The sequence below is a fragment of the Mesorhizobium sp. WSM4821 genome (genome assembly GCF_055901555.1).
The window spans coordinates 442,447-455,308 of the sequence record NZ_CM148371.1 but is presented as its reverse complement, the minus strand read 5'-3'; the positions used below and the strand labels follow the sequence as shown (position 1 = coordinate 455,308).

Sequence of the window (12,862 nt, the reverse complement as noted above, 5' to 3'; positions counted from 1 at the left end):
GGGCGGATGGAAACTTGGCCGGATTGCCGGACCATGCGCGGGGAGCAAACGAAGACCCATGGCGGCACTGCGGAATCCTGCCGGACTTTCAGTCGGTTACGAAGAAATTCCCGGTAACGGCGAAACTCTGCTGCGCAGCGGCCTCAGCCTGCGCCACATGCGCATGATCGCAGCCCTCGACGACCATGGCCGGGTGAGTGCGGCGGCCCAGGTGATGAACATTTCGCAGCCCGCCGCCTCGCGCATGATCGCCGAGATGGAGGCGGTCCTCGACGTGAAGCTGTGCGAAAGGCTGCCGCGCGGAATCACGCTGACGCCTTATGGCAAGGCGCTGGCGAGGCGCGCGCGTTCGATCCTGCTCGAGATGCGTGAGGTCGACCGCGAAATATCCGAACTCAAGGCGGGCAAGGGCGGCTCGGTGTTCCTGGGCGCTGTGACCGCGCCGGCGATCGAGCTTGCCGTGCCGGCCATCCGCGAAATCCGGCGCATCTATCCGCGCATCGAGATCACCATGCAGGTCGAGACCTCCAATGTGCTGGCGCGTGAGCTGATCGCCACGCGTCACGATTTCATCATTGCGCGCATCCCCGACGACCTCAATCCACGGCTGTTCGAGGCTCGCGTCATCGGTGTCGAAAAAGCCTGCCTCATCGTGCGCCGCGGTCACCCGCTCACCAAAAGCAAGGTGGTGCGGCTGGAGCAGACCGCCGCCTACGACTGGGTCTTCCAGTCGGGCGGCTCGCCGCTGCGCCAGGCGATGGAAAGCAATTTCCTGAACCGCAACATCGCGCTGCCGGACCGCATCCTCAACACCAGCTCCCTGCTCCTGACCCTGGTCATGGTCGCGCAGTCGGACGCCATCGCGCCGGTGTCGGTCCAGGTGGCGAAGTTCATCCAGAACCCCGAGGGGCTGGCCGGCGCCATCGACGTCGTCCAGACCGAGTTCGACATCGAGGTCAGACCCTACAGCCTGATCACCGTGAAGAACCGCGTACTGTCGCCGGCGGCCAAGATGCTGCACGACTTCATTTTAAGGGAGGTGGGCTGAGAGAGGAGGCTGGAGCGGGTAGCGGGAATCGAACCCGCGCGTTCAGCTTGGGAAGCTGACAAGCTACCATTACATCATACCCGCGCAATTGCCTCGTTACCACGCAAGCCGGCGTTCGGGCAATCGTTAAGCGCGCACTCGTGCGTTTGCCAGCCGCCCGTCCGTTACTCCGTCGTGGCAAGGGCATTGTCAGCCGCAAAAGCCGGCCAATACTTCGAAATCGCCAGCGTGGCCCCGATCGACGAGAAATGGCCATAGTCGAAATAGAGAAACTGGCCCGCGTCGGTGTAGGAGCAGCGTCCTGCACTGCAGAGGAATTTCAGCGGATCGATGAAGGTGGCGCCTTTGGTGAATGAGCGCACACGTTCGTTGATGTCGGGATCCATGGCCATTGGCCAGGATGTATCGTCGAGATTTTCGCGCTTTGCGAAGAACGCGATTTTACGAACGTCGGTTATGAACTGCGGAGACTGGCCGATGACGAACACGCGCACACCCATGCCGCGAAGCGTATCGATCGTTTGCTGGAGGCCGTCGAAACTTCTGGCCTCGTAGTCAGTCCACCGGCCGCTGAGTACAACCGTCTTGATGCCGGCGTCCCGGATGACCTTCAGAGCCTGCTGATTGAACCGCTTACAATCCGGGCGTGCGTAGGAGAAGTAAGAGAGAATCGGTGGGCAGCCTGCGTAGGTATATTCCACGATGTTGGCTTGAAGGTGATTTGCGTTGGCGTCCAGGCCTGAAACATAGTGGGCGGCGAACGAGTCGCCCCACAGCAAGACGGTCGTGGGAAAGCCGCTGGTGAGCGTGCAGTCCTCGATATTCCAGCTTTCGATCCGGCTGGAGCCCTCGTTGAAACAGATGCCGTTACGCCAGTCCCCGACAGGAATCCGCTGCTGGGCAAAGTCGGGGAACCGTTGCGGAAAGCCGTTGCCGAGCGCCCCGGCCGTCCCGCCAACGCAAAGCAGAGCGATCGCGCCCGCTGAAAAGGCGAAGATGGGCGCCGGGGCGGTGAAGGTCCTCTTCTGCCGAAACGGCTGCTCGATGTACTTCCAGGAGAATGCAGCCAGTGCGAAGCTTGCAACCGTCATCGCAACGGTCACCGACGGGTCGAGTTTTTGTAATGAAAGATAGTGCGCGAACGCATTGATCGGCCAGTGAACGAGATACAGCGAATATGAGATGAGACCGATCCAGACCAGCGGTCGGACTTCGAGTATGCGGGTAACGGTCACCGAGGGGGTATTTTGGCCAACATAGATAAGGAGGGCCGTCCCGAGGCACGGATACAAGGCATTATAGCCCGGAAACGGATCGCTCTCCGAAATCGTGAAGAATCCGATGGCGAGAAGGCCAAATCCGGCCAACCCGACCAGTTCCATAAGAAACCGGTTGCTCAAGGGCGGGGGGCGTTTCAGCATGAGCACGGCGCCCAGCATAAGTTCCCAGATCCGTGTCGGCAGCAGGTAGAAACCCGCATTAGGCGCCAGCCATGTCGCCATGATTGCGAGCACGAAGCTGCCGAGAATGATCGGCAGCAGTATCGTCAGCCAGCGCTTCGCAAAGTAGCGATAGATCAGGAACATCAGGATTGGGGCAAAGATGTAGTACTGTTCCTCGACCGAAAGCGACCAGGTGTGCAAAAGCGGTCGGAGTTCGGCATCGATGGAGAAGTAGTTCGAGGTTTTCCAAAAGTAGATGTTCGACCAGAACGTCGAGGCCGCTATGACGCTGAGACTGAATTCATGCAGATCCGACGGCAGAAGAATGAACAATGCCGCAATGGATGCGAGAAGCGTGACAAAGATCAAAGCAGGCAGAATGCGTCGGGCACGGCGCCAGTAGAAGCTGACGATCGAGAACTGGCCGCGTTCAAGGTCGTCCAGAAGGCTTCCGGTGATCAGGTAGCCGGATATGACGAAGAAGATATCGACGCCGGTAAAGCCGCCGGGAATTGCCGAGATTCCGAAATGGAAGAGTACAACCGGCAGCACCGCAACGGCGCGAAGGCCATCGATATCGCGCCTGTACTTCATTCAATAAGTCCTATTTTTGCAGATTACGGCAAGCCGGCGTAGTTCGTCCATAACCGGGCAATACGAGTGTATCTGGCAGATCGATATCAACTGGTTACCCTCTGCCGTCCCAATTTTGCTGCGCTGCAACATAAGTGTCAAGGCTGGCGAGCAGACAATCCGGCAAACGGCCGTCCGGGGCAACTGGATTCGGGCTGCTGCCTTGATGCTAGCGCGGCAAGTGCGTATTTCTGAACCTGTACCCCCGAAGAATCGGGGCAACGGAATCTGGAGACAAGCCTTGTCCGCACTGACGCGCTTTCTCGGCGATACGCCGCTCCGGGTGATCCTGAAGCTGCTGGTGGTGTCGTTCCTCGTCGGCCTCGTCATGAACGCCTTCGGCTGGTCGCCGATGGATGTGCTCTACGGCATCCGGGAATTCTTCGTCGACCTCTGGAATCTGGGCTTCCGCGCCATCGACCGTTTCCTCGGCTATATTCTGCTGGGCGCGGCGATCGTCGTTCCGGTTTTCATCTTGCTCAGGATCGCCAACTACCGGAAATAAAGCAGGGCCGAACCGAAGGTCCGCATCAGGATCATGCCCGAGCGACAAGGCATGATCCCGAAAAGTGGAAAACGGTTTTCGGAAAGGATCATGCCCCGAACGACAAGCTATAGGGCGAAGCCTGAAGCCACTTCGAACAGAATGGCATGGCGCGCGGCGAGGGCCGCTACGTCAGTCGAATAGCCGCCGCCGATAACGCCGCAGACCGGGATGCCGAGGGCGCGGAAATGACGGATCACCATGTCGTCGCGGTTCCGCACCCCCTCGTTCGACAGCGACAGCCTGCCGAGCCGGTCTTGCGCATGGACGTCGACCCCGGCATTGTAGAAAACGATGTCCCAGCGCGCCCTGGCGGTGAGTTCCGGGAGGATGCCGCCCAGCCGTTCGAGATAGGCAGCATCGCCGGTGCCGTCGGGCAGGGCGATGTCGAGGTCGGAAGCGATCTTGCGCGCCGGATAGTTGCGGTCGCCATGCATGGAAAAGGTGAACACGCGCGGCTCGTCGCCGAGAATGTCCGCCGTGCCGTCGCCCTGATGCACGTCGAGATCGACGATCAGAATGTTGCTGGTGCCAATTTCGGCAAGCAGCACCAGTGCGGCCACGGCAGCATCGTTGAAGGTGCAGAAGCCGGCGCCTTGCGCGCGCCGCGCATGATGGCTGCCGCCGGCGGTGTTGCAGGCGATGCCGTTCAGCAAGGCCAACCGCGCCGCCAGCACGGTGCCGCCCGTTGCGAGCTGCGCCCTGAGCGAGACGCGCGGGCTCACTGGAAAGCCGATCTCGCGCTCGATTTTTTCAGACACTTCGCAGGCCAGCACCTGGTCGACATAGCCGGCGGCATGGGCAAGCTTCAGCCATGATGCCGGCGCCGGTTCGGGCACGTTGAGCGCGGCGGGCCCGGCCAGTCCGCGCGCGTGCAGGGCTTCCATCAGCAGCTTGTATTTGCTCATCGGGAAGCGATGGCTGACGGCGAAGCCGGCGTCGTAGTTGGGATGATGAACGATCTGCAGGGGCATGAGGTGGTGTCCGACAGGCCTGCGCCAGCTCTGGAATTCGGTTGGCCGTGGCGCGATGAGTGCTTGCGCGGCGTCCGGAAACTGGGGCACATCGGCTGTTCGATCAAGCCGCAATGGGGAAGCGGACCCTGGATCAGGTGTCAGCAACGGCCAACGGCCGGTCCTTCGTCGTAACCAACCGCTCGGTGCTCGCCATCGCGGTGCCGATGACGCTTGCCTATCTGACGACGCCGCTGCTCGGCATCGTCGACACCGCGGTCGTCGGGCAGTTCGGCGACGCTGCCCTTCTCGGTGGCCTGGCGGCGGGCGCCCTGGTCTTCGACGTCGTCTTCACCTGCTTCAATTTCCTGCGCTCCGGCACCACCGGCCTCGTCGCCCAGGCTGTGGGGCGCGGTGACGAACTGGAGGAACAAGCAGTGTTCTGGCGCGCCGTGCTGATCGCCGTCGTCGCCGGTATCGTTTTTGCAGCCCTTGCGCCACTGGTCGCCATTGCTGGACAATGGTTCATCAGTGCCGAGCCGCGCGTCAGCGAAGCGATGGCCGTCTATATCCGCATCAGGCTGCTCGCCGCACCGTTCTCGCTGATCAACTACGCCATCCTCGGCTACGTGCTGGGGCGCGGCGAGGGCGGGCTCGGACTGATGCTGCAAATGGTGCTGAACGGCATCAACATCGCGCTCTGCATCCTGCTTGGGCTGAAGCTCGGCTGGGGCGTTTCCGGTGTCGCCTGGGCGACCGTCGCCGGCGAATTTGTCGCCATGCTGCTTGGCCTGGCGATCGTCATCAGGCGTTTCCGGGCAGCACCCCGGCTGCCGCGCCATCGCCTCCTCGACCTGTCGGCATTCCTGCGCATGCTGTCGCTCAACCGCGACATCATGATCCGATCGTTTTCGCTGCTCGCCGCCTTCGCGCTGTTCACCCGCCAGGGCGCACAATTCGGCACGGTGACCTTGGCCGCCAACGCCGTGCTGATGAATTTCTTTCTCATCGCCGGCTATTTCCTCGACGGTTTCGCCACGGCGGCCGAACAGCTTGCCGGACGGGCTGTCGGCGCGCGTGCCGCCGTGCAATTCCGCCAGGCGGTGCGGCTGACCCTGTTCTGGGGCTTCGGGCTGGCGGCCACGGCCACGCTTGTCCTTTTGCTGGGCGGTACTGATCTGGTCGCCCTGATCACGACCTCAAAAGACGTTCGCGCCGTTGCCGACATCTATCTGCCCTGGGCGGTGTTTACCGCGCTCAGCGGCGTGCTGGCGTTTCAGATGGATGGCGTCTTCATCGGTGCGACCTGGTCGCGCGACATGCGCAACATGATGCTTTTGTCCTTCCTCGTCTTCTGCGCGGCGCTGCTGACGCTGGCGCCGGCGTTCGGCAATCACGGCCTGTGGGCAGCGCTGCATGTCTTCCTGCTGGTACGCGGTTTCAGCCTGCTCGCCATTTTGCGTCTGCGGGTGCGGACTGCGTTCCAAGCCGTGTCCTGAGCGTCGGCGACGCGCTTGCACTTCGGGTCGATTTCGTTACGTTTTCCAGCAGCCCGATCACCAATTCGTTCCCGGGGGAAGCTTGTGCGAAGTTACCTGCTATATATCTTGGGCGCGGCGCTGGGGCTGCTCGTCGCGTTCATCCTCTCCCCAATTTTCGGCGTCGGCGGAACGCCCCAGTTGCTGCTTTTTGGGCTGTTGCCTGCCATCGGCGGCGCCATCTGCGAGCGGACCGTCAGTCGCAATTGACCACGACCGCACGAGCGCAGAGAGCGGGTGCTCGAGCCGGGACATTGGAAACAAGCGCCTCGCATGAATCCGTTCAAACGCGATGCGCTTTAGAGTTGCTTCGACGCCCAGAAGTCGAGGCGGCTGTCACGTAGATCGCGGACGGATTTAAGCCGCTCTTTTTCCATAAAACGGATCATCCCGGAAAGAATGCGGCCCGGCAGCGAAGGCCCGGCATAGATCATGCCGGTGTAGAGCTGGACGAGATCGGCGCCGGCGCGGATCTTCTCCAGCGCCGTATCGGTGGAATCGACGCCGCCGACCCCGATGATGGCGCGGTCCGGGCCAAGCAGTTTCCGAATCTTGGCCAGCACGACGGTCGAGCGCTCGAACAACGGTTTTCCCGAAAGCCCGCCGGTCTCGCCGGCAAGGCCGGCGCTGCGCAGGGCCGGCCGCGCAACGGTGGTGTTGGAGACGATGACGCCGTCTATTGCCTTGTCGGTGATCTCGGCGGCGATGTCCGCCAGTTCGGCTTCGAGCAGGTCCGGCGCGATCTTGAGGAAGATGGGCGGCTGTGCCGAGGCTGCCGCGCGTGCGGCCATGACGCGCGACAGGAGTTCGCCAAGTTGCTGGCGCGCCTGCATGTTGCGCAGGCCAGGCGTGTTCGGCGAAGAGATGTTGACCGTCAGATAGGAGGCGTGTGGCGCAAACCTGACAACGCCGCGCTCATAGTCACCGACGCGGTCGGTGCTGTCCTTGTTGGCGCCGATATTGATGCCGACGATGCCGGCGCGGCCTTTGCGGGCGGCGAGCCGCTTCTCGGCGGCCTCATGGCCCTCATTGTTGAAGCCCAGCCGGTTGATCACTGCTTCGTCCGATGTCAGCCGGAAAATGCGCGGCTTCGGATTGCCGGCCTGCGGCAGCGGCGTGATCGTGCCGACCTCGGCAAAGCCGAAGCCGAGGCCAAGCAATGCATCGGGAACCTCGGCATTCTTGTCGTAGCCGGCAGCCATGCCGAGCGGATTGGGGAAATCCATGCCGCAGATGCTGGCTGTCAGCCTCTCGTCGCGCGCGGGACCCCGGATGACCGGCAGCCCGCATTTCAGCGCTGCGATCGACAGGCCGTGGGCTGCTTCCGGATCAAATGCGAACAGGAACCTCTGGCCGAGACGGTCGAGCACGCTCATTCGGCCTCCAGCGTCGGGAATTGGTGCAGGCCATCGGTGCCGAGCGGCAATGGTTGCACCCGGACTACGGCCTTGAGGTCGAGCGGGCCGTAAAGATGCGGGAACAGCGCGCCGCCGCGCGAGACCTCGTATTTCAGCGCATCACCCAGCTTTGCCCCATCGATGGCGACCAGCAGCAGCCCGGTCCGGCCGGCAAAGTGTTTTGCCGCCGTTTCCCTGGCCTGGCCGGCGGTGGAAAAATGGATGAAGCCGTCGGCGACGTCGATCGGCGCGCCGGTAAAGCTTCCATTTCTTTCGGCCTCGCGCCACAGCGCTTCAGGCACTATCTTGTAGATAATCTGAGACATGGTTGCGCTATAGTCCGAACCAACCATACGGGGAAGGGTGCGCCAGGGTTCTTCCCCATTTCCGGCGCAAATATGCGATAGATTGCGCTTACTAGCTCATGGAGGACACTATGCGTCCGCAACACGTCTTGATCCCCGCAACACTCGTCTCGCTCGTTGCGGTATCAGCCTTTTCCCAGGAAACCGACCGCTACCGGCTGGAAAAGTCGCCCAACGGCTATGTCCGCATGGACACGCAGACCGGTGCCATGTCGATCTGCGAGGAGCGCTCCGGCCAGCTCGTCTGCAAGATGGCGGCCGACGAACGCGCCGCCTTCCAGGACGAGGTCGACCGGCTGCAGAGTTCGGTGAAGGCGCTCGACGAGCGTGTCGTCAAGCTCGAAAACTCGTTGTCCGCCCGCTTCGAATCGACCTTGCCCAGCGAGGAGGATTTCAACAAAACGATGAGCTACATGGAACGCTTCCTGCGCGGCTTCATGGGCATCGTCAAGGATATGGAAGAGGACAGCGGCGAGGATGGCGCCAGACCCAATTCGCAAAAGACCTGAGCACGTTCGCCGGGGAAAGCCCGGCGCATGAGCTTTGTACTTGAAAATGGCTGATATCGCCGCATAATCGTTCGACTGATCCCGCAAGAAGCAGACAATCAATGGGATTCGGGGAGGAACATGTGCCGTCAGGCTACACTTTCGTCATCGCCGACGACCATCCGCTTTTTCGCGGCGCTCTGAGAGAGGCGCTTGCCGGCATCGGCGATGTCGCCGGCATTCACGAGGCCGGCGATTTCGAAAGCGCCAAGGCGTTGGTCGTGGCCAATGAGGATGTCGATCTGGTACTGCTCGACCTGTCCATGCCGGGCGCAAGCGGCCTTTCCGGTCTGATCTCGCTACGCGGCATCCATCCGACGGTGCCGCTGGTGGTGGTGTCGGCGCACGACGACCCGGTGACCATCCGCCGCGCGCTCGATCTCGGCGCCTCGGGTTTCATCTCCAAATCGGCCAGCATGGAGCAGATCCGCAGCGCCGTGCAGTCGGTGCTTGCCGGCGACATCGCCGCGCCCACCGGCATCGATCTCGGCGTCGAGCGCGATCCCGAGATCTCCGATCTGATCAAGCGGCTGCAGGCGCTGACGCCGCAGCAGACCCGGGTGCTCGGCATGCTTGCCGAAGGCCTGCTCAACAAGCAGATCGCCTACGAACTCGGCGTCTCCGAAGCGACGATCAAGGCGCATGTCTCGGCCATCCTGCAGAAGCTTGGCGTCGACAGCCGCACCCAGGCGGTGATCCTGCTGTCCAAGATCGGCAGCGACCCGCTGCCGGCGGCGGGCTGAGCTCGGCGTCCGGGTCAACAGAACGATATGGTCGCTACTCGGCCGCCGACGCCAGTGGCCTGACCCTGGCCATCATCGAGCGCAGCACCGCTGGTTTGAGCGGCTTGTTGATCACCGGCACGTCCAGCTTGCCGGCAGCCGCGCGCACCTCGCTCGAGCGGTCGGCGGTGACCAGCACGGCCGGCAGGTCCTGGCCATGGATCGCGCGCAGTTTAGCGATCATCTCGAGACCGGTTTCGCCGTCGAGATGATAGTCGGCAAGCACGATGTCGGGGCGATGCATGCCGGAGCCCTCGAGATCATCCGAGCCGGAAAAAGTGTCGACGCTGCAGCCCCAGCCCTCGAGCAGCAGCCGCATGCCGCCGAGGATGCGGGCGTCGTTGTCGATGCAGAGCACGCGGAGCCCGGCAAGCGAAGCAGCAGTGCGGACCGGCGCCTTCGCCTCGACCTCGCGCCGCGGCTCCTGCACCGTCGCGACCGGCAAGATGACGGAGAAGCGCGTGCCTTTGCCGGGGTTTGAAAAGATCTGGAGCTCGAGGCGCAAGACGCGAGCGATGCGGTCGACGATGGACAGGCCGAGACCGAGGCCTTCTGCCTCGCGCACGCCCTCGTCGAGCCGGGTGAATTCGTGAAAGACCGTGTTCAGCTTGTCGCCCGCAATGCCGATGCCGGTATCGATCACCTGTATCTCGGCCAATTCGCCGCGCCGCCGCACGCCGACCAGTATGCGGCCATGGCGCGTATACTTGATGGCATTGGAGACGAGGTTCTGGATCAGGCGGCGCAACAGATTGCGGTCGGTCGTCACGCTGAGCGACGATGGCATGATCGTCAGGCCGAGTTTCTTCTCGGCGGCAAGCGGCTGGAAGTCGTTGCCGATCTGGCGCAGCAGTCCGTCCAGATTGAAGGCCGTATCGTCCGGTTTCATCGCACCGGCATCTAGACGGGAAATGTCGAGCACCGCTCCGAGAATGGTCTCGACCGATTCCAGCGAGGATTCGATGTTGATCGCGGCCCGGCCGGCAGCGCCCTTGCCGGCCTTTTCGATAAGCGATGAGCAATAAAGGCGGGCAGCGTTCAGCGGCTGCAGGATGTCATGACCGGCGGCAGCGAGGAAGCGCGTCTTGCCGAGATTGGCCTCCTCCGCCAGCATCTGCGCCTGCGCCAGCTCCTCGTTGACACGGGTCAGTTCGACGGTGCGGTGCTTGACGCGTTGTTCCAGCGATTCATTGGCGCGCTTGAGCGCCAGGTCCTGCTCGACGCGGCCCGAAATGTCGGCATAGGTGGCGACGATGCCGCCGTCCGGCATCGGGTTGGAGCGCAGTTCCAGGATGCGGCCGCTGGTCTTCAGTTCCATCTGCCACGGGCTGACGAAACTGGTGAGGCGGTTGAGCATTGTTACCCTTTGATCTGCCGGAATGTCGCCGCGCTCGGCAAGGTGGCGCAGAATGCGGTCGAGCGAGACGCCGACCTGCCCCATCTCGTCGGGCAGGTCGAACAGGGCCCGATACTGGCGGTTCCAGCAGATCAGGCGGAAATCCCTGTCGAAGACGGTGATGCCTTGCTCCATCTGGTCGAGCGCGATCTGCAGCAGGTCGCGATTGTGCTGCAGCGCCTCGGTGGCGTCGTCGAGCAGGCGGAAGGCGTCCTTGGATTCGCGGTCGTTGCGGCGCAGCAGCAGCGACAGGATCAGCCGGGCCGAGGAGGAGCCGACGGCACTCGCCAGAAGCTGCTCGGAGAAGCGGATGACGTCCATGCTGGCCTGCTCGTTGCCGTGCAGCGAAGTACCACTGCTCTCTTCGAACGACTGGAAGGACCGTTCGGTACGTTCGACGCCGAGGTATCGCGCGATGGTGTCCTTGAGATCGTTGACGGTGACGGTGGTCCGGAAGCGGCGCAGGCTCGGCATAGGGCTCGCCTCGCGTGGCACGAAAATCGACGCCTGGATGCGCTCCAGCGGCACCGACGCGCGTGACAGCGAGCCGAACACGAAGAACAGCGTGTTGATCGACAGGCTCCACAAGACGCCGTGGTTCAGTGGCTCGGCGACGGTGCCGAACAGCGCTTGTGGGCGCAATGCTTCGAAACCGAAGAGGCCGTGGACGACGATGCCGGTATCCGGCACGGCAAGCGAGGGGAGCAGCAGCGTGTAGCCCCAGACGACGATGCCGGCAACCATGCCGAGTACGGCTCCCCTGCCGTTGGCGCCGCGCCAGATCAGTCCGCCGATAAAGGCAGGCGCAAACTGCGCGATCGCGGCGAAGGACATCAGGCCGATGGAGGAGAGCCGTGCGCTGTCGGTGCTCTCGCGATAATAGAGGAAGGCGATGAACAGCATGATAAAGATCGCCGCCCGCCGCACGTTGAGGATGAGCGTCGACCAGTCCTCGTTCTCGGACGTCGTGGTCTTGAGGAGGCGGCGCACGAACAGCGGAATGACGAGGTCGTTCGAGATCATGATCGACAGCGCGACGCTTTCGACGATCACCATCGCGGTCGCCGCTGACAGACCGCCGATGAACGCAGCCATGGCCAACACATCGTGGCCGCTGAGCAGCGGCAGCGACAAGACGTAGAGATCGCTGCTGGTTCTGGTGCCGACCAGCGCCAGGCCGGCAAGCGCGATCGGCAGCACGAAAAGGTTGATCGCCACCAGATAGAGCGGAAACACCCATGTCGCGGTGCGCAGCTCGGCCTCGCTGCGGTTCTCGACGATGGTGACGTAGAACTGGCGCGGCAGCATGATGATGGCGAAACCGCTCAAACATGTCAGCACCAGCCAGGTTGCAAGCGACGTGCTGTAACCCATCGCCTGCCTTACTTGCGAATTCTCCGCGAGCTTGTCGACCATATCGCTTGGGCCGCCGAAGATCAGGAAGGTCACCAGCAGGCCGATCGCCAGGAAGGCGGCGAGCTTGACCACGGTTTCGACCGCCACCGCCAGCACCAGCCCGTCCTGATGTTCGGTGGCGTCGGCGTGGCGCGTGCCGAACAGCACCGCAAACAGCGCAAGCAGCATGGCGACGACCAGCGAGATGTCGCTGACAAAGGGATCGAAAGACGGCGGCGCGCCGGTATAATGCTCGACCATCAGGCTGACCGAGCCGGAAATCGCCTTCAATTGCAGCGCCATATAGGGCACCGCGCCGATCGTCGCGATCAGCGTGGCGATCGCCGCAACGGTAAAGCTCTTGCCGTAGCGGGCGCCGAGGAAATCCGCGATCGAGGTGATCTTCTCGGTCTTTGCCAGCCTGACGATGCGCCGAAGCAGCGGAAAGCCGAACACGAACACCAGCACCGGTCCGGTATAGATGCCGAGGAATTCGAGGCCGCGCTCGGAGGACAGCCCCACCGAACCGAAGAAGGTCCAGGAGGTGCAGTAGATCGCCAGGCTGAGCGCATAGATGAAGGGTCGGGCCAGGTCGGACCCGGATGTCGTCGAGCGCCGGTCGCCGAGGCTGGCGATGGCGAACAGCAACGTCACATAGGCGATCGCGATGATGACGATGAACCAGCCCTGCACGGCCTGAAAACCCTCCCTTGCCGGTTTTGCATCCGGCCTGCTGAGACGCAATCACAGCTTGGCGAGCAAGTCCATCGCGGCTTTCGGCGCATGATGGCCGCGGCTTCGGGCAATCATGGCCGGTGGAA

Annotated in this window: 11 protein-coding genes and 1 tRNA gene; 6 read left to right on the top strand and 6 right to left on the bottom strand. The window is 62.7% G+C overall.

The window, feature by feature from the left end; all coding sequences use genetic code 11:
• The first annotated feature begins 58 nt into the window (after positions 1-58).
• On the top strand, positions 59-1,048 hold the full coding sequence (locus tag AC0NID_RS02040) for a LysR family transcriptional regulator (protein WP_473458664.1): 990 nt from the start codon (positions 59-61) through the stop codon (positions 1,046-1,048).
• A gap of 10 nt (positions 1,049-1,058) precedes the next feature.
• On the opposite strand, the gene AC0NID_RS02035 is transcribed toward AC0NID_RS02040, so the two are convergent.
• Both AC0NID_RS02035 and AC0NID_RS02030 read right to left on the bottom strand, forming a co-directional pair.
• Positions 1,059-1,132: transfer RNA gene (locus tag AC0NID_RS02035), tRNA-Gly, on the bottom strand.
• A gap of 80 nt (positions 1,133-1,212) precedes the next feature.
• A complete protein-coding gene (locus AC0NID_RS02030; RefSeq protein WP_473458666.1) occupies positions 1,213-3,084 on the bottom strand; it encodes an acyltransferase family protein in 1,872 nt (623 codons plus the stop codon).
• 280 nt (positions 3,085-3,364) lie between these two features.
• On the opposite strand from AC0NID_RS02030, the gene AC0NID_RS02025 reads away from it, so the two are divergent.
• Complete coding sequence (locus AC0NID_RS02025) at positions 3,365-3,628, top strand: DUF6460 domain-containing protein (RefSeq protein ID WP_473458668.1); 264 nt, start codon at positions 3,365-3,367, stop codon at positions 3,626-3,628.
• Between the two features lie 107 nt (positions 3,629-3,735).
• Here the strand turns inward: AC0NID_RS02025 and AC0NID_RS02020 are convergent, their stop codons facing one another.
• The gene (locus tag AC0NID_RS02020) at positions 3,736-4,641 is read right to left on the bottom strand and encodes a histone deacetylase family protein (protein WP_473458670.1); all 906 of its coding nucleotides are present in this window, start codon (positions 4,639-4,641) and stop codon (positions 3,736-3,738) included.
• A 113-nt stretch (positions 4,642-4,754) separates the two neighbouring features.
• On the opposite strand from AC0NID_RS02020, the gene AC0NID_RS02015 reads away from it, so the two are divergent.
• Together AC0NID_RS02015 and AC0NID_RS02010 are read left to right on the top strand one after the other, a co-directional pair.
• The gene (locus AC0NID_RS02015; RefSeq protein WP_473458672.1) at positions 4,755-6,119 is read left to right on the top strand and encodes an MATE family efflux transporter; all 1,365 of its coding nucleotides are present in this window, start codon (positions 4,755-4,757) and stop codon (positions 6,117-6,119) included.
• A gap of 108 nt (positions 6,120-6,227) precedes the next feature.
• Entirely contained in the window at positions 6,228-6,368 is a 141-nt protein-coding gene (locus AC0NID_RS02010) for a hypothetical protein (RefSeq protein WP_473458674.1), read from the top strand.
• An 89-nt stretch (positions 6,369-6,457) separates the two neighbouring features.
• On the opposite strand, the gene AC0NID_RS02005 is transcribed toward AC0NID_RS02010, so the two are convergent.
• Together AC0NID_RS02005 and AC0NID_RS02000 are read right to left on the bottom strand one after the other, a co-directional pair.
• On the bottom strand, positions 6,458-7,534 hold the full coding sequence (locus AC0NID_RS02005) for a quinone-dependent dihydroorotate dehydrogenase (protein ID WP_473458676.1): 1,077 nt from the start codon (positions 7,532-7,534) through the stop codon (positions 6,458-6,460).
• Positions 7,531-7,881 carry a DUF952 domain-containing protein gene (locus tag AC0NID_RS02000; protein WP_473458678.1) on the bottom strand — a complete coding sequence of 117 codons (351 nt, stop codon included), beginning with the start codon at positions 7,879-7,881 and terminating at the stop codon, positions 7,531-7,533. Before AC0NID_RS02000 ends, AC0NID_RS02005 begins: the two co-directional genes overlap by 4 nt.
• Before the next feature lie 110 nt (positions 7,882-7,991).
• On the opposite strand from AC0NID_RS02000, the gene AC0NID_RS01995 reads away from it, so the two are divergent.
• Together AC0NID_RS01995 and AC0NID_RS01990 are read left to right on the top strand one after the other, a co-directional pair.
• Complete coding sequence (locus tag AC0NID_RS01995; protein WP_473458680.1) at positions 7,992-8,429, top strand: hypothetical protein; 438 nt, start codon at positions 7,992-7,994, stop codon at positions 8,427-8,429.
• A gap of 122 nt (positions 8,430-8,551) precedes the next feature.
• Positions 8,552-9,211, top strand: a complete 660-nt coding sequence (locus tag AC0NID_RS01990; protein WP_473458752.1) for a response regulator transcription factor — start codon at positions 8,552-8,554, stop codon at positions 9,209-9,211.
• A 34-nt stretch (positions 9,212-9,245) separates the two neighbouring features.
• Here the strand turns inward: AC0NID_RS01990 and AC0NID_RS01985 are convergent, their stop codons facing one another.
• Positions 9,246-12,734, bottom strand: a complete 3,489-nt coding sequence (locus tag AC0NID_RS01985) for a PAS domain-containing hybrid sensor histidine kinase/response regulator (RefSeq protein ID WP_473458682.1) — start codon at positions 12,732-12,734, stop codon at positions 9,246-9,248.
• Positions 12,735-12,862: the final 128 nt, after the last annotated feature.